19 protein-coding genes and 1 tRNA gene are annotated in these 19,796 nt (G+C 63.3%); 19 read left to right on the top strand and 1 reads right to left on the bottom strand.

Annotation, left to right across the window (positions count from 1 at the left end):
* Positions 1–338 precede the first annotated feature (338 nt).
* The 5 genes from tnpA (at position 339) to ACG2LG_RS12060 (ending at position 6,174) form a co-directional block, all read left to right on the top strand.
* A complete protein-coding gene (tnpA, locus tag ACG2LG_RS12080) occupies positions 339–782 on the top strand; it encodes an IS200/IS605 family transposase (protein WP_396259310.1) in 444 nt (147 codons plus the stop codon).
* 68 nt (positions 783–850) lie between these two features.
* The gene (locus ACG2LG_RS12075; protein ID WP_396259308.1) at positions 851–1,912 is read left to right on the top strand and encodes a YhcG family protein; all 1,062 of its coding nucleotides are present in this window, start codon (positions 851–853) and stop codon (positions 1,910–1,912) included.
* Positions 1,909–3,960: a DEAD/DEAH box helicase gene (locus ACG2LG_RS12070; protein ID WP_396259307.1), complete on the top strand. Its 2,052-nt coding sequence runs from the start codon at positions 1,909–1,911 to the stop codon at positions 3,958–3,960. The genes ACG2LG_RS12075 and ACG2LG_RS12070 overlap by 4 nt, the downstream gene beginning before the upstream one ends.
* A complete protein-coding gene (locus ACG2LG_RS12065; protein ID WP_396259305.1) occupies positions 3,953–5,119 on the top strand; it encodes a GIY-YIG nuclease family protein in 1,167 nt (388 codons plus the stop codon). The genes ACG2LG_RS12070 and ACG2LG_RS12065 overlap by 8 nt, the downstream gene beginning before the upstream one ends.
* Before the next feature lie 5 nt (positions 5,120–5,124).
* Entirely contained in the window at positions 5,125–6,174 is a 1,050-nt protein-coding gene (locus ACG2LG_RS12060; RefSeq protein WP_396259312.1) for a type I restriction enzyme HsdR N-terminal domain-containing protein, read from the top strand.
* Positions 6,175–6,214: 40 nt separating this feature from the next.
* Here the strand turns inward: ACG2LG_RS12060 and ACG2LG_RS12055 are convergent, their stop codons facing one another.
* Positions 6,215–7,024: an SLATT domain-containing protein gene (locus ACG2LG_RS12055; RefSeq protein ID WP_396259303.1), complete on the bottom strand. Its 810-nt coding sequence runs from the start codon at positions 7,022–7,024 to the stop codon at positions 6,215–6,217.
* A 231-nt stretch (positions 7,025–7,255) separates the two neighbouring features.
* Here ACG2LG_RS12055 and ACG2LG_RS12050 point away from each other — a divergent pair, with 231 nt between their 5' ends.
* The 14 genes from ACG2LG_RS12050 to rplB all read left to right on the top strand — a co-directional run bounded on the left by ACG2LG_RS12050 (position 7,256) and on the right by rplB (position 19,793).
* Positions 7,256–8,209: a histone deacetylase family protein gene (locus ACG2LG_RS12050; protein WP_396259301.1), complete on the top strand. Its 954-nt coding sequence runs from the start codon at positions 7,256–7,258 to the stop codon at positions 8,207–8,209.
* A 103-nt stretch (positions 8,210–8,312) separates the two neighbouring features.
* Positions 8,313–8,525, top strand: a complete 213-nt coding sequence (locus ACG2LG_RS12045) for a hypothetical protein (protein ID WP_396259299.1) — start codon at positions 8,313–8,315, stop codon at positions 8,523–8,525.
* A gap of 31 nt (positions 8,526–8,556) precedes the next feature.
* Entirely contained in the window at positions 8,557–10,431 is a 1,875-nt protein-coding gene (locus ACG2LG_RS12040) for a biotin/lipoyl-containing protein (RefSeq protein WP_396259298.1), read from the top strand.
* A 3-nt stretch (positions 10,432–10,434) separates the two neighbouring features.
* Positions 10,435–11,592, top strand: a complete 1,158-nt coding sequence (locus ACG2LG_RS12035) for a sodium ion-translocating decarboxylase subunit beta (protein WP_396259297.1) — start codon at positions 10,435–10,437, stop codon at positions 11,590–11,592.
* A 162-nt stretch (positions 11,593–11,754) separates the two neighbouring features.
* A tRNA-Met gene (locus ACG2LG_RS12030) sits at positions 11,755–11,829 on the top strand.
* A 153-nt stretch (positions 11,830–11,982) separates the two neighbouring features.
* Entirely contained in the window at positions 11,983–13,554 is a 1,572-nt protein-coding gene (locus tag ACG2LG_RS12025) for a sulfatase (RefSeq protein ID WP_396259296.1), read from the top strand.
* A 291-nt stretch (positions 13,555–13,845) separates the two neighbouring features.
* Complete coding sequence (gene rpsL, locus ACG2LG_RS12020; RefSeq protein WP_396259294.1) at positions 13,846–14,229, top strand: 30S ribosomal protein S12; 384 nt, start codon at positions 13,846–13,848, stop codon at positions 14,227–14,229.
* A 28-nt stretch (positions 14,230–14,257) separates the two neighbouring features.
* A complete protein-coding gene (gene rpsG / locus ACG2LG_RS12015; RefSeq protein ID WP_396259292.1) occupies positions 14,258–14,731 on the top strand; it encodes a 30S ribosomal protein S7 in 474 nt (157 codons plus the stop codon).
* A gap of 35 nt (positions 14,732–14,766) precedes the next feature.
* Positions 14,767–16,908 carry an elongation factor G gene (gene fusA / locus ACG2LG_RS12010; protein ID WP_396259290.1) on the top strand — a complete coding sequence of 714 codons (2,142 nt, stop codon included), beginning with the start codon at positions 14,767–14,769 and terminating at the stop codon, positions 16,906–16,908.
* 37 nt (positions 16,909–16,945) lie between these two features.
* Positions 16,946–17,254 carry a 30S ribosomal protein S10 gene (rpsJ, locus tag ACG2LG_RS12005; protein WP_396259288.1) on the top strand — a complete coding sequence of 103 codons (309 nt, stop codon included), beginning with the start codon at positions 16,946–16,948 and terminating at the stop codon, positions 17,252–17,254.
* A gap of 59 nt (positions 17,255–17,313) precedes the next feature.
* On the top strand, positions 17,314–17,958 hold the full coding sequence (rplC, locus tag ACG2LG_RS12000) for a 50S ribosomal protein L3 (RefSeq protein WP_396259286.1): 645 nt from the start codon (positions 17,314–17,316) through the stop codon (positions 17,956–17,958).
* 33 nt (positions 17,959–17,991) lie between these two features.
* A complete protein-coding gene (gene rplD, locus ACG2LG_RS11995) occupies positions 17,992–18,600 on the top strand; it encodes a 50S ribosomal protein L4 (protein WP_396259284.1) in 609 nt (202 codons plus the stop codon).
* A gap of 24 nt (positions 18,601–18,624) precedes the next feature.
* The gene (rplW, locus tag ACG2LG_RS11990; protein ID WP_396259282.1) at positions 18,625–18,909 is read left to right on the top strand and encodes a 50S ribosomal protein L23; all 285 of its coding nucleotides are present in this window, start codon (positions 18,625–18,627) and stop codon (positions 18,907–18,909) included.
* Positions 18,910–18,953: 44 nt separating this feature from the next.
* Positions 18,954–19,793: a 50S ribosomal protein L2 gene (gene rplB / locus ACG2LG_RS11985; RefSeq protein WP_396259280.1), complete on the top strand. Its 840-nt coding sequence runs from the start codon at positions 18,954–18,956 to the stop codon at positions 19,791–19,793.
* The last annotated feature ends 3 nt before the right edge of the window (positions 19,794–19,796 follow it).

Raw genomic sequence — 19,796 nt, 5'->3', positions numbered from 1 at the left:
AGATCCCTTCATCCCTCCGGGATGGGCTGGCATCCCTGCCGGGATGCGGGTTTTCGATCGGTCCGCAAACCGGTGGTATCGCTCGTTCCTCGCTCAACCACCGGCTACAGGCTTTCATCCCTCCGGGATGCACCGGGCTGCATTTCTCGAAGCCGGAGGCTTCGCATCCTGTAGCCGGTGGTTGAGCGTAGCGACACCACCGGATAAGGTCCCCCCCCGATCCACCACACCCCGGCAGGGGTGCCATCCTGTAGCCGGTGGTTGAGCGTAGCGACACCACCGGGTATTGATCCCCCCGATCCACCGCACCCCGGCAGGGGTGCCAGCAAAAGCCCGCCATGCCCTCCACCCACACGAGCCTTCATTACCACCTCGTTTTTTCCACCAAGAACCGGGAACCGGTCATCGACCGGAACTGGCGGGAGGACCTGCATTCCTACCTGGGCGGCATTGTCAAGGGATCGGATGGTCACCCGCAGGGCATCGGCGGGGTGGCCGATCACGTCCACCTGCTGGTTTCCCTCAAACCGACGGCCTGCCTCTCGGACTTCATGCGGGAAATCAAAAAGGCCTCTTCGGCCTGGGTGAAGGGAACGAAGCTTCCGGCCTTCCAATGGCAGGAGGGTTACGCGGCATTCACCGTGAGCGCGTCTGCCCGCGAGGCCGTGCGGAAATACATCGCGGATCAGGAGACCCACCACCGGGTGAAGACGTTTCGGGAGGAATTGGAGGAGTTTCTGGAAAAGTCCGGCGTCGCGTATGACCCGAAATATCTGGACTGAGCGAAGCGTTTCGATTCCTTCCCCGCTCATGAACCCCATCCATGCCACACCAAGAAGGAAGGTTCCTCATGAGTGACTCTCCCATCGGCTTCACCGATCCACCGGAAGGCTACGCCGCCTGGCTATCGGAGCTGAAGGATCGCATCCACCGCTCCCGCCAGCGGGCGTCGCAGGCGGTGAACCGGGAGCTGGTGCTGCTCTACTGGCAGATCGGCCGTGACATCCTCGCCCGCCAGGAGGCGCGGGGCTGGGGCGCGAAGGTGATCGACCAGCTGGCCGACGACCTGCGCGTCGCCTTTCCCGAAATGAAGGGCTTTTCGCCGCGAAACCTGAAATACATGCGGGCTTTCGCCGATGCGTGGCCGGACGAGGAATTTGTGCAAGGGGTGCTTGCACAATTGCCCTGGTACCACCAATTGGCGCTGCTGGACAAGCTGCCTGGGCCCGAATCCCGCCGCTGGTATGCGACCAAGGCCATCGAGCACAACTGGTCGCGCAACGTGCTGGTGATGCAAATCGAGTCGCGCCTGCTGGAGCGCGACGGCAAGGCGGTGACGAATTTCGAAGACCGCCTACCCGGGCCTCAGTCTGACCTTGCCCGCGAATCGCTCAAGGATCCCTATCGTTTCGATTTCCTCGGGCTCGGCGAAGAGGCGCAGGAGCGGGAGATCGAAGGCGCGCTGGTGAGGCACGTGACCGATTTTCTGCTGGAGCTGGGAGCGGGATTCGCCTTCGTCGGCCGGCAGGTGCTGCTCGATGTCGGGGGCGAGGAATTCTTTATCGACCTTCTCTTCTACCACCTGAAACTGCGCTGCTACGTGGTGATCGAGCTGAAGGCCGGGAAGTTCAAGCCGGAGCACCTGGGTCAGTTGAGTTTTTACCTGACCGCCGTGGACGAGCAGGTGAAACATCCGCAAGACGGCCCGACGATTGGTCTGCTGCTTTGCAAAAGCAAAAACAAGGTGGTGGCGGAATATGCGCTGCGAGGCGCACCGCTGCCGCTAGGCGTGGCAGAGTATCAGCTCGTCGAAGCGCTGCCGCCTGAACTCGAAGACAAGCTCCCAAGCATCGAGCGAATCGAGCGCGAACTGGCGGGCGGTGACGAGGACCTGACCAACGATCCCCCATGAGCGAGCCCGATTCCATCCCCTTCGTCTCCGTCACTTACCCGCGCGACGGCAGTTCGACGCGCTCGAACGAACTCGGCATGCGGCCGATGCAGGAGCGGGCCTATCAGAAACGCGGCGAGCCCTACCTGCTGATCAAGTCGCCGCCGGCCTCGGGCAAGAGCCGGGCGCTGATGTTCATCGCGCTCGACAAGCTGGAGAACCAGGGGCTGCGCCAGGCGATCATCGTGGTGCCCGAGAAATCCATCGGCGCAAGCTTTCACGACGAACCGCTGAGCCGCTTCGGCTTCTGGGCCGACTGGAAGGTCGAGCCGCGCTGGAACCTGTGCGACGCGCCGGGCGGCGACAACGGCGGCAAGGTCGATGCGGTGAAGGCTTTCCTCGACAGCGACGACCGGGTGCTGGTCTGCACCCACGCGACCTTCCGCTTCGCGGTCGATCGCTACGGCGTCGAGGCCTTCGACGAGCGACTGATCGCGGTGGATGAGTTCCACCACGTCTCGGCGAATCCCGACAACAAGCTCGGCGACCACGTGCGGCAGTTCATCGAGCGCGACCGGGCGCACCTCGTGGCGATGACCGGCTCGTATTTCCGTGGCGACGCCGAGGCGGTGCTGCATCCCGAGGACGAGGCGCGCTTCGAGACGGTGACCTACACCTACTACGAGCAGCTCAGCGGCTACGAGCACCTCAAGCAGCTCGACATCGGCTACTATTTCTACTCGGGCAGCTACACCGATGAGATCCTCGCGGTGCTGCGGCCGGAGGAGAAGACGATCGTCCACATCCCGAACGTCAATTCCCGCGAGAGCACCAAGGACAAGATCCGCGAGGTCGAGCACATCCTCGAAGAGCTGGGCGACTGGCAGGGCGCCGACCCGGAGACGGGCTTTCAACTGGTGAAGACCACCGATGGGCGCGTGCTGCGCATCGCCGACCTGGTCGATGACGACCCGGCGAAGCGCGACAAGGTGACGGCGGCGCTCAAGGACCCGGCGCACAAGCACGACCGCGACCACGTCGATGTGATCATCGCGCTCGGCATGGCCAAGGAGGGCTTCGACTGGATCTGGTGCGAGCATGCGCTGACGGTCGGCTACCGATCGAGCCTGACGGAGATCGTGCAGATCATCGGCCGGGCGACGCGCGACGCGCCGGGCAAGGCGCGGGCACGCTTCACCAACCTGATCGCCGAGCCGGACGCGACCGAGACACTGGTGACCGAGGCGGTGAACGACACCCTCAAGGCGATCGCCGCCAGCCTGCTGATGGAGCAGGTGCTGGCGCCGAAATTCGAGTTCCGTCCGAAGCGACCGGACAGCGGTCCGCAGCCGGGCGTGAACTACGGCGAGCAGGGCTACAAGGAAGGCGAGTGCAACGTCGGGCTGAACGAGGCGACGGGCGCCTATCAGGTCGAGATCAAGGGCCTGGCCGAGCCGAAGACCGAGGAGGCGGAGCGGATCTGCCGCGAGGATCTGAACGAGGTGATCACCGCCTTCGTGCAGGACAAGAACACGGTCGAGCGCGGGCTTTTCGATGAGGAACTGGTCCCCGAGGAGCTGACCCAGTTGAAGATGGGCAAGATCGTGAAGGAGAAGTATCCGCAGCTCGACGACGGCGACGTTGAAGCGGTTCGACAGCATGCGGTGGCGGCGCTGAATCTCGTTCAGGAGGCGAAGAAGGCGCAGAGCCGCGGGGCGGACGAACCGGCGAGGAACCTGGCGCTGATCGAGGGCGTGAAGAAATTCGCGATGGACGTGAAGGAACTCGACATCGACCTGATTGACCGGATCAACCCCTTCGGCGAGGCGTATGCCATCCTGGCCAAGACGATGAGCGAAGAGCGCCTGAAGCAGGTGGCCGCGGTGATCGCCGCGAAGAAGGTGGCGCTGTCGCTCGACGAGGCGCGCGATCTGGCGCGACGGGCGCTGCGTTTCAAGCAAGAGAAGGGGCGTCCGCCTTCGCTGACCGCCGCCGATCCGTGGGAGAAACGGATGGCCGAGGGGGTGGCGTTTCTGGCAAGGAAAGCGAGGGAGCGAAAAGATGGCTGAGCGGATCACGGATGAGGACCTCGACCTGCTCGGGGAGCTGGGTGCGGACACCGCGCCGGTGAAAAAGTCGGCGGTGACGCCGCGCGAGCAGAGGATCCTGGCGGGCTTCGAGGAGATCGAGCGCTTCGTTGAGGAGCATGGCCGGCTGCCTGCGCACGGCGAGGACCGGGACATCTTCGAGCGCCTCTACGCGCTGAGGCTGGACCGCATCCGAGATTCGGAGGAATGCCGCCAGGTTCTGGAAGGGCGGGATCCGCGGGGGTTGCTCGATGCTGTCGAGGCGGCGGAACCGGGCTCCGACGAGGCGCTGCTCGAAGCTCTCGGCGGGGCGGACGGAGGCGACATCACCCGGCTGGAGCACGTGCGGTCGCGCGGCGAGATCCGCGTCGCCGAAGAGGTCGCGCAGCGAAACCCGTGTGAGGATTTCCGTCGCTTCCGGCCCTTGTTCGAGAGGGTGCGGGACGAGTTGGCGAGCGGCGAGCGCAAGACGGTGAAGTTCCAAGACAACGCCGAGGTGCGGCAGGGAGACTTTTTCGTGCTGGATGGTCAGATGGTGTATGTGGCGGCCCTCGGGGACGAATTCATCAATGATTACGGCCGCCCGGACCGGAGGCTGCGGGTGATTTACGACAACGGGACCGAGAGCGACCTGCTGCTGCGTTCGCTGCAACGGGCGCTGAACAAGGACAAGGCGAGCCGACGGATCACCGAGACGGGTTTCGGGCCATTGTTCGCCGAAGGCGACGAGGAGAAAGTCACGACCGGCCATGTCTATGTGCTGCGCAGCGGGTCGGATGATCCCTTCATAGCCGAGAACCGCAGCGTGATCCACAAGATCGGGGTGACGACCGGCGAGGTGGAAAAGCGGGTGGCGGGGGCGAGGAAGGATCCGACCTACCTGCTCGCCGAGGTCGAGATCGTCGCGACCTTCAAGCTCACGCAAATCAAGCCGAAGGGGCTGGAAAAGCTGATCCACCGGTTTTTCGGCAGGGCCCGGCTCGACCTTGAGCTGCGGGATCGATTTGGCAATGCGGTGGAGCCGAGGGAGTGGTTTCTGGTCCCGCTCCCGGTGATCGAGGAAGCCATGGAATTGCTGGGCAGTGGAGCGATCGAGGGGCATCGCTACGATCCGAAGACTGGCAAGATCGTGAAGCGGTGATTCCGATGAGGAGATGTCGATACACCGTGCCGGAAACGGCCTACCTTTTTCCTGAGAAAGTTCGGGTCCCTTCAGAAAAGAAGCGGAATCTGGAGGAACCTGTCCGCCAATGGTGCGCCCATGAGCTTCTGCGGGCCTATGGCTTCCCGGTCTTGGCACTTGAGTTCGAGCATCCGGTCAAGGTCGGGTCGAAGACATACGGAATCGATATTCTGGTGACGCGTGATGGCATTCCCTGGATTGTCGTGGAGTGCAAGGAACCGGAGGACCGCAAACCCGAGAAAGCGATCGATCAGGCCAAGAGCTACGCATCCGCCGAATCCATTCAGGCGGAATGGGCGGTGGCGTCGAATGGTGGCTACTGGCGCGTCGAGCGGAAAGTCAGAGACTCGTGGTTTACGGTCCCGGATATCATCCCATGGGATCGCCGGGAGATGACCGTGCCGGTCACCGACTTGTTGCGATTCACCAACTCGGTTGCCCCGCTGTTGGAATTCCTTGAGAACGACAAGTCACAGACAAAGCCGCCCGATTTTTTCGAAAGCCTGCACACTTTCTTCGACCATCTTTTGCACGAAGGCGCTGCCAGCCGTGAGCTGCTTCTCGGGGCGGATATGGCATTGCGACCTCTCGTTGGAGATTTCCGCCCTGAATATCGACTGGGAAAACTGGCTTCAGCAGCGCAGAATTTCTCGCAATACCGTTCAAAACTCGGCCTGGAGGGGATGTTCCCCGAAGTGCTAGCGGGCGGAAAGTTTGCCGAGGAGCTTCACGCCGTGACTTGCGGAATCAGCCGCCTGCGAGAAGAGATCTCTGCGGGGCCTTCGTTGGACGGATTGATTCTGGCGCTCTTGGAAGCGAGCTTGGGTTGGGCATACTCTCTTGAGAAAGGAGCTACGGGCCAATTGCCACCACCACCGATTCACTCGTGCCTACGGGATCTGCTTGACGCCTTCGTCTCGCTTTCCCACGGCGTGTCCCTACCGCGTCCATCGGACTCCCTCGGAATGGCCGGCATGAGGATTTTGGCCGGCCAGCGCGTCTGCGACTCTTGAGTTCTTCGGCAACCGAAGCGGAGCTCTTTCTCTTTCAATTTCATCCCGACGTGATCTGTTGGATGATCCAAAATACCCCGAGGACGGGAACTAACATGATTCCGAAATAGACCGCCCGCGTAAAGATGAAGGCCTTGAACTTCACCTTCAGCTTCTCAAAGCAGCGGACCTTGAAATAGTCCGGCTTCTGCAAGCGGAATAGATTGTAGTCAAGAGGTTCATGATTCTCGAATCTTGAGAGGAGGTCTTCGTACTCGTTCGAAATTCTCTGTAGGACTCCGGTTTTTTCGTCGTTTGGTAAGTGCTTTGACTGACGGAGACGGCTGTAGAGCTTTCCGACCGCAAGAGCGCAGCGATGGAAGCGATGGGCTTTCAGTTCGTACTGCTCGGCGGATTCGTGCTGTCCCCACACGAGCGCGAGGACGGATAACCCGGTAATTGCGAGGCTCAGAGACTCCCAGGACACTGTTTTAGTGATCGAATGCAGGAAGAAGGGGAACAGACCAAGGACGATCAGTGAGGCCGTGAGAATATTCAGTGACAGCCGCGACCAGTAGTGTTGTCGCGTGCAGCGCGAACTGGCCACAAATCTCGCTCCCTTTGTTACCCAGAGCTTGAAATTCAGCTCTTTCTCCCAGTCGTTGTGTTTGAGGTATGGGGGAAGTGTGCTGGACTCGTTCCCATTTCTGGTTTCTGAAGCTACCGCCGGTTCGAGGTCGGTCGTGGCGGGCTCATTTGGTGTGGTCGGATCTCCCTCCGCACAGGCGTTGTAATTGCCATCTTGATCCTCTGATGTGTTCAAAGAATCACTCACGAGAGTTGTTTCCCATTTGCTGTCTACGAGCGTCAAGTTCCCAATGATTCGAATGGCCCATAGGACGTTGCACGACTTCAGGAACCGGTCAAATCCTCACATGGAGGTGCAACCCCGCGTTTTGCTCGATCAACAGCGGCGGCGGGTGGATGACGGGAATCGTGGTCGCGACCGCAGCTTCGGGGTGTTGTGTCGGGGTTGCGGCTGCTACGCTGGTGGTGGCCCGAAGGCGAGGAACTGCCGCCCGGGGCGGACTTACTCATGAGAATGCGACCGATTTTTGATCCGGTGTGCCTGCAACACGACACTGGCACCCATCCCGAATGTGCGGCGCGGCTGGCGGGGGCGGGCTTCGAGGAGGAGACGGTGCCGAGCGGCGAGGAGTTTCTCACGCTGGTGCACGATCCGGAACATGTGGAAAGGGTCCGGGAGGCCTGCGCGCGGGGGGTGCCGCTCGACCCCGACACCGTGACCTCACCGCGTTCCTACGAGGCGGCGCTGCGGGCCGTCGGGGCCACCCTGCGGGCCGCCGGGGAGGGTGGGTTCGCGATCACGCGACCGCCTGGTCATCACGCCTCGGCCAGCCGGGTCAGTGGATTCTGCCTGTTCAACAACATCGCGATCGCCGCCCGCAAGCTGGCCAATGAGGGGAAAAGGGTCCTGATCTTCGATTTCGACGGCCACATGGGCGATGGAACCGCCGCGATTTTCGACGACGACGATCAGGTGCTCTACTGGTCGATCCACCAGTATCCCGCTTTTCCCGGAACTGGCAGTGAGGAGCAGACCGGCTCGGGGAAGGGCGTCGGGCATACGGTGAACGTGCCGTTGCCGCCGGGAAGTGGAGACGACCTTTTCATGGAGGGGATCCGGCACACGCTGCCGGTCGCCCGCGCCTTCAAGCCGGACGTGGTGGCGGTGTCGGCGGGCTTCGATGCCCACCGTCTCGATCCGCTGCTCGACCTGAACGTCACCGAGCATTCCTTTCATCAGGTCGGGCGGCTGCTGGCCGATGAGTTTTCCGAGGTGTTCGCCACCCTCGAGGGTGGCTATGAACCCCGGAGCCTGCGATCGTCGGTCGGGGCGTTTCTCGACGGCGTCAACGGCCGGCCGTTCGAATCGGGGGGAAAGTCGACCGTCTCGGACTTCAAGCACCACGACGAGTTCGGCATGCGCCTGTGCCATCTGGAGGAGTGCCTGGCACCGGTCTGGAAGCTCTGAGCGGGCCTTGGTTGGGCGTATTCCTGTGACTTCTGCGCATCAACTCGCATCGGGGCAGGTTCTGCTTGAGGAAGGGTGCCCGTAGGGGTTAGCGAGAAAGGCCGTGAATCTGATAGAAGTTTGCCTGGTAGCCTTCCTCACGGTGATGAGCGTGTTGTCGGTGCTGGCGCTCTCGATTCGCTTGCTGACCCGGTTCGCTCCCGTCCCGCCGGAGAACGAAGACCACGGGGATCCGGTGATGGTGGCCGCCGTCCAGGCCTCGATCCAGCGCGTCATCCCCGGCGCCCGGCTGATCCGGATGGAGCGCCGAGACTGATTTCCAACTTCAAACCCCAATCCATGCTGCCGTGATCCACACCTCCACACCCAAGACCATCCGCGTGATGTTCACGCCGTTCCGCGACGGGCTCCAGAGCCTGTTCGGGGGCAAGGCCCGCACCGATGACATCATCCCCGCGCTCGAAGCCTCGGCCGCGGCGGGGATCCGGCACTTTGAGTTCGGCGGCGGCGCCCGCTTTCAGGCCCCGTATTTCTACTGCGGCGAGGATCCCTTCGAGTGCATGGACAAGATCCGCGCCGCCGTCGGGCCAGAGGCCGACCTGCAGATCCTCACCCGCTCGGTGTCGGGCGTGACATTGACGACCCAGCGCATCGAGGCGCTTTCGCTGCAGGCCAGGATGATGGCCAAGCACGGCACGACCTGGGACCGCAACTTCGACTACATGAACGATGTCGACAACCTGGTCGCGACCGGCAAGCCCATCATCGAGGCCGGCATGCACCACCAGGTCGTGGTCGCCCTGATGGGCCTGCCGTTCCATTCGACCAAGGTCCACACGCCGGAGTTCTACATCGACGTCGTCAGGCGCCTCCTGGAGCGTGACATCCGGATCGATTCGGTCTGCCTGAAGGACGCCTCGGGGACCACCGACCCGCGGACGGTTTACGAGTCCTGCAAGGGAATCCGCAAGCTGCTGCCCGAGGGGACGCCGCTGTGGTTCCACACCCACGACACCGCGTCGATGGCGATTGCCTGCTACATGGCGGCGATCGAGGGCGGGGCCGATGGCATCGACCTCGCCGTGCGCCCGATGGCCTCGGGTACCTCGCAGCCCGATGTGCGTTCGATGTGGCACGCGCTGAAGGGGACCGGCTACTCGCTGGATGTCGACCACACCAAGATGGACGAGATCGAGGTGATCCTCACCGAGTCGCTCAAGGACTACAAATTCAACCCGGTCACGACCACTCCCGATGCGAGGGTGGTGAATTTCCCGATGCCCGGCGGGGCCATCGGCCCGAACGTCCACATGATGGACCAGGCCGGCATCCTCGATCGCTACGGCGACGTGCTCGCCGAGTTTCCGGTGGTGGTCGAGGCCGGCGGCGCATGGACCAGTGTGACGCCCGGCAGCCAGCAGTACTGGCTGCAGGCCTTCAACAACGTCCTGCACGGGCGTTGGAAGAAGATCGAGGCGGGCTACGGCAAGGCGGTGCTGGGATACTTCGGCCGCCCGCCGCTGCCGCCGGATCCCGAGGTGGTGAAGATCGCCTCCGAGCAGTTGGAGCTGCCACCCTTCGATGGCGACCCGCTGGAGGCCGCCCCCGACAGCCTGGGCCCGGCCAAGGAGGCGCTCGAGGCACGCAACTTGCCGGTGACCGACGAAAACATCTTCCTGGTCGCCGCCGCTTCGGTACCCGGCAAGGACATGGAACTCAACGAGGGCATCCGCCTGCTCACAGGACGTCCCAAGCTGGCCCTGCCGATCAAGGAGAAGGAGGCGCCCGCCGAGGTCAAGCCAGCTCCGGCCGCGGCACCCGCCGCCACGCCGGGCGTGCTCACCACTCCGGTCACGACCGAGTGCGAAGTGGTCGAGGGGGGCGTGAAACGTCGCTTCAAGATCACCGTGGGACCTCCCTTGGGTGGAGAGGCGTCGGCTTCCACGGCCTCAGCGACGCCAGCGGTTTCGGCACCGGCTCCGGCTCCGGCTGGAGGTGAGGCGGTGAGCGTCTGCTCGCCTTTCGAGGGCAAGGTCGAGGTGGTCGAAATCAAGGTCAAGGTGGGCGATTCCGTGTCCGCCGGCGACGTGGTCGCGGCCGTCGAGGCGATGAAGGCCAAGCACGACGTGAAGGCACCGGCCACCGGTGTTGTCGCGACGGTGGATGTGAGCCTCGGAAGCGAGGTTTCCGGCACCGACCCCATCCTTACCATCCAATCCTAAGTCGTGGAGGTCGTCAAAATACTGCAGGAGCAGTCCGGGTTGTTCTCACTCGGATGGCAGAATTTCGTGATGTTCGCGATCGGCGGCTTGCTGATCTTTCTTGCGATCCGCAAGAACTTCGAGCCGCTGCTGCTGGTCCCGATCGGCTTCGGCGCGATTCTCGGCAATCTGCCGCTCGCCGAGATGAGCGCATCGAGTGCCGCGGCCGCGCAGAAGCTCGACCACATCCCGCTGCTGCAGTTGATCTACAACAGCGGCATCAAGACCGAACTGCTGCCGCCCATCATCTTTCTGGGTGTCGGGGCACTCACCGATTTCCGGCCCCTGCTCGGCCGCCCGATCACCTTTCTGCTCGGGGCTTCGGCGCAGGTCGGCATCTTCATCGCGGCCCTGGCGGCCCACTACCTCTTCAATTTCACGCTCAAGGAGGCCGGCTCGATCGGCATCATCGGCGGGGCCGACGGCCCGACCTCGATTTTCCTGACGGCGAAAATGGCGCCACACCTGCTGGGCGCGGTCGCGGTGGCGGCCTACAGTTACATGGCGCTGGTTCCGGTGATCTTTCCGCCCATACTGCGCTTGCTCACGACCAAGCACGAGCGGCACATCGAGGTGCGGCAGGCCAAGCCGGTATCGACGGCGGCCGTGATCCTGTTTCCGATCATCACCTGCGTGCTGGCCTGCTTGTTCATCCCCTCGGCCGCCCCGTTGCTGGGGATGCTGATGTTCGGCAACCTGCTGCGCGAGTCCGGGGTCACGAACCGCCTGAGCCAGACGGCCTCCGGTGCGATGATCAACATCGTCACCATCTTCCTCGGCCTGGTGGTCGGGGCGACGATGGAGGGGACTTCATTTCTGCAATCGCGGACGATCTTCATCCTGGTGCTGGGCATCATCGCCTTCGCCTTCAGCACGGCGGGTGGCATTCTCTTCGCCAAGTTTCTCAACCTGATCCTGCCGAAGGACCGGAAGATCAATCCATGCATCGGAGCGGCGGGGGTCTCGGCGGTGCCGATGGCGGCCCGGGTGGTGCAGGATTTCGTCTCGAAGGAAACGGATGGCCGGGTGAACCCACTGATGGCGGCGATGGGGCCCAATGTTGCCGGCGTGATCGGCTCGGCCATGGCGGCCGGGGTCTTTCTGGCGCTTCTTGGAGGTTGACCGGGAAATCCCGGGGGATTTTTGATTGTCAGCGACGAGCGGGGATTGTACTTCCGCCGCCCGTTCCAACGGTGCAAGCAACGGCAGGGTAGCTCAGTGGTAGAGCAGCCCCGACTTTGTCGGGGTTGGTCGCCGGTGAGGGATCAGGCCACCAACAGAAACGGCAGGGTAGCTCAGTGGTAGAGCAGGGGACTCATAAGCCCTTTGTCGCGGGTTCAATTCCCGCCCCTGCTACCAGCTCCGGTCCGAGGTTTTGACGGAGGCAATTTCCAAAGCGTCCCTCCGGAAGTTCGGCTTGGAGCGTGGGGTACCGGTGGACTACTGCTACCTGCAGGCGGCCGGCTTGCTCGATGCCGTCCGGTCAATGCTCACCCATTTCCACTCCAAGTCATGAAGTCCCTGTTGCTGCTGCTGTGCTTGCCAGTTTCCGCGCTGGCGGCGGCGCGCGCTCCCAACATCGTGTTCATTCTCGCGGATGACCTCGGCATCACCGACATCGGGGCCTACGCCCGGCACTTCAACGAAGTCGGGAGAGACGAATTGTTCTACGAGACGCCCCACCTCGACCGCCTGGTCGGCGATGGCATCGCGTTTTCCCAATCGTATGCGAATCAACTCTGCACCCCGACCCGGGCGGCGATCCTGACGGGCCGCATCGCCTCGCGGATGGGCGTGACGACCGCGACTCCGAACACCCGGACCTATTACAACCAGGGAATGCAGCCGCCGAAGGGAGCCGACCCGCACGATGCCTTCGGGCACAAGGATGCCATTCGTGGAAACCGCCCGTGGATCAATGCCCATAGCAACACGGCGCTGGATCCGTCGATTCCGAGTTGGCCCAAGGTGCTGGCCACCCATGACAGCGCATTTCTCGGCAAATGGCATCTCGGGGGGCATGGTGCGCCGGACTGCCAGCCCTCGGTGCATGGCTTCGAGGAGTTGGCTTACTTCGATGCCGGGGGCTCGCCCTATTTCAAGTGGAGGCCCCTGTGGAATCGCACCAAGCCCCACTATCCAACCATGCCCGCGGGCTACCGGGCCGGGAAAGCCGGGGAACCGACCGGCAAAGGCTACCTGACCGATGACCTGAGCGCGCGCGCCGTGAACTTTCTCCGGAGCCGTCGCAACCGGGACCGGCCGTTCCTGCTCTACTACTGCCCGTTTGCCGTGCACACCCCCTTCCAGGCCCCGCCGGGGGACGTGAAGCGATTCGCAAAAACGCCCCAGCGCGGCCATCTCGGGCGGACCAACGAGGTCTACGCCGCCATGCTGAAGCGGCTCGACGACAGCGTCGGGGAGATCCGGTCGACCCTCGATGAAACGGGCCTTGCCGAGAATACCGTGCTGATTTTCACCTCGGACAACGGGGGCGTCGAGTACACCCAGCCCCCGGCCACCAACAACCTGCCCTTCAAGGGGGGCAAGGCCTGCCTTTATGAAGGCGGGGTGCGGGTGCCGACGGTGGTCTGGCAGCCGGGACGGTTCGAGGGCGGACTTTGGAGCCGGGCGGTGGTGGATTGCACCGATTTCCTCCCGACGGTCGCCGAACTCACGGCAAACCCGGCTCCCGGGGGCATCGACGGCCGGAGCATGCTGCCCCTGCTGGAAAATCCCGCAGCGCCAGGCCCGGAGCGAACGCTGATCTGGCACTACCCGTTCAACGTCCAGGTGCGGCACCCCGATCACGGGCAACCGCTTTCCCCTCATTCGGCGATCCGGGTCGGCGACCACAAGCTGATCTGGAACTGGCACGGCCGGCTGGAACTCTACGACATTCCCGCCGATCCCGGGGAGAAACGCAACCTGTCGGATGAAATGCCCGAGTTGACCGAGCGACTGCACGATCAGCTCAAGACGTGGTTGAAAGAGAACGTCGCCCCGCGCTACTGGCCGCGCCGGAATCCGGAGGTGTCGGCCGAGGCGGCGGGCGGGCCCTTTCCATTCCGGGACCTGAGGTAAGCCGCAACCGCGGGGTGATCCCGGCCGATGGCGCCCGGATGCCCCGGAAAGGCCTGAAAATCAGGGGATTTTGAGGAAATGGAAAATCTTCAAGATCAGGCTTGCCACGAAGGCTTTGGTGGCTAGTCTCGCCGCCCCCACAGCGCGGGCTGCCATCGCAAAGCGAGGCGGTCCGCTACCAGAAATCTCCAATATTATCGGGTGCAGCACCGGAAAAATGGCTCCTGCGAGGGAAACTCTCGCCGGTGGTCGGTGCGCTCCTGAAGCAACTACCCAACCCCGCAGGAATCTATGCCGACCATCAACCAGCTTGTCCGCAAGGGACGTCACGTGCCGGTCGAGAAATCGAAGTCACCGGCCATGGCCAATTGTCCGCAACGTCGCGGCGTGTGCCTCCAGGTGATGACCCGCACGCCCAAGAAGCCGAACTCGGCCCTCCGTAAGGTCGCCAAGGTGCGCCTCACCAACGGTTTCGAGGTGATCGCCTACATCGGCGGCGAAGGCCACAACCTCCAGGAACACTCGATCGTGCTCGTGCGCGGTGGCCGGGTGAAGGACCTTCCGGGGGTGCGCTACCACATCGTTCGCGGAGCTCTCGACACCCTCGGGGTCGACAAGCGCCGCCAGGCCCGTTCGAAGTACGGGGCCAAGCGCCCGAAAGACGGCGGCAAGTGATTTTCTGAACCTCCAAACTGATTTCATCATGTCCCGCCGCAAGCGAGTCTTCCACAAGCCCGATCGTCGCGATTCCCGCTACGACAGTTCCCTCGTCGGCCACCTCATCGCCAAGGTGATGCGCGACGGCAAGCGTTCCCTCGCGGAGCGCATTGTCTACGCCGCCATCGACAAGGCCAACGAAGGAGTCGACACCGTCGATCCCCTCGAGGTCGTCACCCGCGCGATCGAGAACGCCAAGCCGCGGGTCGAGGTCAAGAGCCGCCGCGTGGGTGGTGCGACCTACCAGGTGCCGCTCGAAGTGGCTGCCGACCGTTCCGAGTCCCTGGCCCTGCGCTGGATCGTCGGCTACGCCCGCAGCCGCAAGGGCACGCCGATGCACGTCGCCCTCGCCAACGAGATCAAGGACGCCGCCAACAACCAGGGCAGCTCGGTCCGCAAGCGCGACGACGTTCACAAGATGGCCCAGGCCAACCGCGCCTTCGCCCACTTCCGCTGGTGATCCTTTTCCGCTGATTCCTTCACCGCCCGTCTCCGATGAGTGCCACCGTCAACCATCCCGATCGCCCGTTTCCGCTTGAGCGGACTCGGAATATCGGGATTGCGGCGCACATCGATGCCGGCAAGACCACGCTCACCGAGCGCATCCTCTTCTACACGGGGATGATCCACAAGATCGGGGAGGTGCACGACGGTGCGGCCACGACCGACTGGATGGAGCAGGAGCGCGAGCGGGGAATCACGATCACCTCCGCCGCCGTCACCGCCGAATGGTGGCAGCGTGAAGAAGAGGGTGTCTTCAAGGCCTTCGAGGAGGAGAAGCAGCGCATCAACATCATCGACACCCCCGGTCACGTCGACTTCACCGCCGAGGTGGAGCGCTCGCTGAGGGTTCTCGACGGCGCCATCGTCGTCTTCTGCGGCGTCGCCGGGGTGCAGCCCCAGACCGAGACGGTCTGGCGCCAGGCAAGCAAGTACGAGGTTCCGCGGATCGTCTTCGTCAACAAGATGGACCGCGTCGGCGCCGAGTTCGACCGCGTGTTCAAGGAGGTGAAGGAGAAGTTCGGCGTCAATGCCGTGCGCGTTCTCATTCCGATCGGCTCCGAGGAGAATCTCCGTGGCCAGATCGATGTGGTCAACCAGAAGGCCGTCCTCTACGTCGACGATGCCACCTTCGGTTCCACCTACGAGGTCAAGGAACTCGAGGACGGGCTCAAGGAGACCGCCGAGGCGGCCTACCAGGAATTGGTCGAGACCGTCGCCGGTGTGGATGACGAACTCGGCGAGAAGTTCGTGATGGAGGAGCCGATTCAGGCGGCGGACCTCAAGGCGGCCATCCGCCGGGCGACGATCGCCAACAAGATCGTGCCGGTCACCGGTGGCTCCGCCTTCAAGAACAAGGGCGTGCAGTACCTGCTCGACGCCGTCATCGACTACCTTCCCAGCCCGCTGGACGTCCGTTCCGCCCATGGCATGAATCCGGACGACACCGAGCAGAAGGTCGAGGTGAAGACCGGCGACGACGGCAAGTTCTGTTCCCTGGCATTCAAGCTGTGGGCCGACAAGTTCGTCGGCAAGCTGGTCTTTTTCCGCGTTTACTCGGGTGTCATCCGCAAGGGCGACACCGTTTACAATCCCCGCACCCGCAAGAGCGAGAGGGTGGGGCGCCTGATCCGGATCCAGTCCGACAAGCACACCGACATCGAGGCCTGCTACGCCGGCGACATCGCCGCCATGGTCGGGCTGAAGAACGTGCAGACCGGCGACACTCTGGCCGCTTCCGGTTACGATGTGGTTCTCGAGCCGCCGACTTTCCCCGAGCCGGTGATTTCGATGGCGGTCGAGCCGAAGACCAAGGCCGACCAGGAGAAGCTCGCCGTCGCGCTCGTCCGACTTTCCGAAGAGGACCCGACCTTCACGGTCAAGACCGACGAGGACACCGGCCAGACCATCATTTCGGGAATGGGCGAGCTGCACCTCGAGATCATCGTCGACCGCCTGCGTCGCGAGTTCAAGGTCGAGGCCAATACCGGTGCTCCCCAGATCGCCTACCGCGAGACGATCACCGTCAAGGCCGGTGGCGAGGGCAAGCTGGTCAAGCAGTCCGGTGGCCGCGGTCAGTACGGTCACGTCCGTCTGCACGTCGGCCCGAACGAAAAGGGCAAGGGTCTCACCATCGACAACCAGATCGTCGGCGGCGAGATCCCCAAGGAGTTTCACAACGCCTGTATCAAGGGCATCCAGGACGCGATGACCAACGGCATCGTCGCCGGATATCCGGTGGTCGACGTTCACGTCGATCTTCTGGGTGGGTCCTTCCACGAGGTGGACTCCAACGAGAATGCCTTCACGATGGCGGCCATCTTTGCCATGCGCGACGCCTTCAAGAAGGCCTCGCCCGTCCTGCTCGAGCCCATCATGGGGGTCGAGGTTTCGACGCCCGACGACTACCAGGGCGACGTGATGGGCGACCTGAGCCGCCGCCGCGGACAGATCGGCGAGATGGAGTCCAAGGGCAAGCTTGCCGTGATCCACGCCGCCGTCCCGCTCAAGGAAATGTTCGGCTACTCCACCGCGGTCCGCACCCTCTCCTCGGGTCGTGCCTCGTATTCGATGACCCCGTCGCACTTCGAGCAGGTGCCGCCCAACATCGTCGAGCAAATCATCAACGAACGCTGAATCGTACTTTCAACCAAACTCTACTCCTTCCGACGTCATGGAAAACCAGAAGATCCGCATCCGCCTCCGGGCATTCGACCACCGTGCGATCGATCGCTCCGCCCTGGAGATCGTCGAGACCGCCAAGCGTACCGGCGCCAAGGTTGCCGGGCCGATTCCGCTTCCGACCCGCATCGAGAAATTCAGCGTGAACCGCTCCGTGCACGTCAACAAGAAGTCGGCCGAACAGTTCGAGATCCGCACCCACAAGCGCGTGCTCGACATCCTGGACCCGACCGCCCGCACGGTGGACGAGCTCAAGAAGCTCAACCTTCCGGCCGGTGTCGACATCGCCATCCGCATCTGAGGAGTTGCGCCGCAACAATCCTGAAATCTCAAATCTGAAATCTCAAATCCCCAGTCACCATGTCCCTCGGACTTCTAGGTAAGAAACTCGGAATGACCCGCCTCTTCGACGAAGAGACGCAGTCGATGATTCCCGTGACGGTCGTCGAAGTCGGCGGCAACACGATCATCCAGCGCAAGACCGTCGAGAGCGACGGCTACAACGCCGTCCAGGTCGGCTACGACGACAAGAAGGAAGGTCGCACCTCGCAGCCGGCCCTCGGTCACTTCAAGAAGCACGGTTCCGGTGCCAAGTATCTCGTTCAGGAGTTCCGCTTCGGAGCCGACGAGGAGGTTCCCGAGGAGCATCCGGGCGTCGAGTTGTTCTCCGCCGGACAGTGGGTCGACGTGATCGGCACCACCAAGGGCCGCGGCTTCCAGGGTGCGGTCCGCCGCTATGGATTCGGCGGTCTCAAGCAGACCCACGGCTCCATGATGCACCGCCGGACCGGTGCCATCGGCGCGGGTTCGACTCCGGGCCGCGTCTGGAAGGGCCAGCAGATGCCCGGCCACATGGGCACCGACCGCCGCACCACCCAGAATCTCAAGGTCGTCGCCGTCCGCCCCGAGGACAACGTGATCCTCATTTCGGGAGCACTCCCCGGCCACAAGAACGGCTACCTGACCATCCGCCCCGCCAAGAAGAAGCCGGCTCCGACAGCCTGAGGCACGAGCTGAAACACCAACGTATTTCCGACCATGTCCGCGAAAACATTCACCGCCGAGGATGCCAAGGCCGCCAACATCGTGCTGGCTGAAGAAGGCAAGGGCTCACAGGCCGTCCATGATCTGGTCGTTGCCTACCGCGCCAACCGCCGCACCGGTTCCGCCAACACCAAGACGCGTGGCGAGATCCGGGGCAACAACAAGAAGATGTACCGCCAGAAGGGCACCGGCAACGCCCGTCACGGCACCAGCAAGGCCCCGATCTTCGTCGGTGGCGGCGTCGCCCACGGTCCGCGCCCCCGCGACTACTCGAAGAAGGTCACCAAGAACACCCGCCGCCTCGCGCTTCGCCGCGTGCTGGCCGACGTGATCGCCGGTGGTGCCTTCAAGGTGCTGCCTTCCTTCGCCATCAGCGAGCCCAAGACCAAGGCCTTCGTCACCGCCGTCACCGCCGAGGCCGAGCCGAAGAAGGTGCTGATCGTGGCCAAGAGCTTCGACGACACCACCTATCTCGCCGCCCGCAACGTCCAGTGGGCCGAACTGCGCACCGCCGCGAGCGTCAACGTCGAGGAGCTGCTCCACGCCGATACCGTGCTCCTGGTCGAGGATGCGCTCGAAACCCTCGCTGCCCGTACTGCCTGACCCCCCCCGAGCCCCAACGGAACCATGAAAGATCTTTACCAAGTCATCAGGAACGTCCGCGTCTCGGAGAAGGCGACCATGCTCAACGAACTCAACAACGAGGTCGTCCTCGAAGTTGATCCGCGGGCCAACAAGCTTGAGATCAAGCGCGCTGTCGAAGGCCTTCTCGGAAAGAAGGTCGAGGCCGTTCGCACCCTCAACCAGGTCGGCAAGACCAAACGCCGCCGCCGGGCCGATCAAGGCCGCACCGCCCACTGGAAGAAGGCCATCGTCCGCCTCAAGGAGGGCGAGAACCTCGACCTCGTCTGATTCACATTTTTCACCTGCCCAACCGCACAACCCTTTAGCGAGCCATGCCTCTCAAAGAGTTCAGACCCCTCACGCCACCCCAGCGCTACAAGACGCTTCCGACCTTCGAGGAAATCACCAAGAAGAAGCCGGAGAAGTCGCTGCTGTCCCCGCTCAAGAAGAGCGGTGGCCGCAACAACACGGGGCGGATCACCACGCGTCACATCGGCGGCGGCCACAAGCGCCACTACCGGATGATCGACTTCAAACGCCGCAAGCACGACGTGTCGGCCGAAGTCGTCGGCATCGAGTACGATCCGAACCGCACCTGCCGCATCGCTCTTCTCCAGTATGAGGACGGCCAGAAGAGCTACATCCTCGCGCCGGTCGGTCTCAAGGTCGGCGCCAAGGTGATCGCCGGTGAGAAGGCCGCGCCGAAGCCGGGCAACGCCCTGCCCCTCAGCAAGGTCCCGCTCGGCACCGCAATCCACAACATCGAGCTCACCCCGGGCAATGGCGGCAAGGTCGCCCGCGCCGCCGGCCAGCAGGCCGTCCTTTCCAACCGCGAAGGCGAGTGGTCGCTGGTGAAGATGCCCTCCGGCGAGATCCGTCGCTTCAATTCCCAGTGCTACTGCACCATCGGCCAGGTCGGCAACCGCGACCACATGAACGAGATTTCCGGCAAGGCCGGCCGCAGCCGCTGGCAGGGCAAGCGCCCGACCGTCCGCGGCATGTGCATGAACCCCGTCGACCACCCGAACGGTGGTGGCGAGGGCAAGTCGAAGTCCGGTGGTGGTCGCCAGCACCTGCTTTCCCCGTGGGGTCACGCCAAGGGCCAGAAGACCCGCAAGCACAAGAAGCCGACCAACACGTTCATCGTCGAACGCCGCAAGAAGAAGCGCTAACCC

Source organism: Haloferula sp. A504, assembly GCF_044385805.1.
In the GTDB taxonomy this organism is placed as follows: domain Bacteria; phylum Verrucomicrobiota; class Verrucomicrobiia; order Verrucomicrobiales; family Akkermansiaceae; genus Haloferula.
This window is presented reverse-complemented; position numbering and strand designations above follow the sequence as displayed.

What these genes read in the sequence shown, in the direction of transcription:
- tnpA (WP_396259310.1), top strand. Translation starts at nt 339, where the DNA reads ATGCCCTCCACCCACACGAGCCTTCATTACCACCTCGTTTTTTCCACC.
- ACG2LG_RS12075 (WP_396259308.1), top strand. Translation starts at nt 851, where the DNA reads ATGAGTGACTCTCCCATCGGCTTCACCGATCCACCGGAAGGCTACGCC.
- ACG2LG_RS12070 (WP_396259307.1), top strand. Translation starts at nt 1,909, where the DNA reads ATGAGCGAGCCCGATTCCATCCCCTTCGTCTCCGTCACTTACCCGCGC.
- ACG2LG_RS12065 (WP_396259305.1), top strand. Translation starts at nt 3,953, where the DNA reads ATGGCTGAGCGGATCACGGATGAGGACCTCGACCTGCTCGGGGAGCTG.
- ACG2LG_RS12060 (WP_396259312.1), top strand. Translation starts at nt 5,125, where the DNA reads ATGAGGAGATGTCGATACACCGTGCCGGAAACGGCCTACCTTTTTCCT.
- ACG2LG_RS12050 (WP_396259301.1), top strand. Translation starts at nt 7,256, where the DNA reads ATGCGACCGATTTTTGATCCGGTGTGCCTGCAACACGACACTGGCACC.
- ACG2LG_RS12025 (WP_396259296.1), top strand. Translation starts at nt 11,983, where the DNA reads ATGAAGTCCCTGTTGCTGCTGCTGTGCTTGCCAGTTTCCGCGCTGGCG.
- rpsL (WP_396259294.1), top strand. Translation starts at nt 13,846, where the DNA reads ATGCCGACCATCAACCAGCTTGTCCGCAAGGGACGTCACGTGCCGGTC.
- rpsG (WP_396259292.1), top strand. Translation starts at nt 14,258, where the DNA reads ATGTCCCGCCGCAAGCGAGTCTTCCACAAGCCCGATCGTCGCGATTCC.
- fusA (WP_396259290.1), top strand. Translation starts at nt 14,767, where the DNA reads ATGAGTGCCACCGTCAACCATCCCGATCGCCCGTTTCCGCTTGAGCGG.
- rpsJ (WP_396259288.1), top strand. Translation starts at nt 16,946, where the DNA reads ATGGAAAACCAGAAGATCCGCATCCGCCTCCGGGCATTCGACCACCGT.
- rplC (WP_396259286.1), top strand. Translation starts at nt 17,314, where the DNA reads ATGTCCCTCGGACTTCTAGGTAAGAAACTCGGAATGACCCGCCTCTTC.
- rplD (WP_396259284.1), top strand. Translation starts at nt 17,992, where the DNA reads ATGTCCGCGAAAACATTCACCGCCGAGGATGCCAAGGCCGCCAACATC.
- rplW (WP_396259282.1), top strand. Translation starts at nt 18,625, where the DNA reads ATGAAAGATCTTTACCAAGTCATCAGGAACGTCCGCGTCTCGGAGAAG.
- rplB (WP_396259280.1), top strand. Translation starts at nt 18,954, where the DNA reads ATGCCTCTCAAAGAGTTCAGACCCCTCACGCCACCCCAGCGCTACAAG.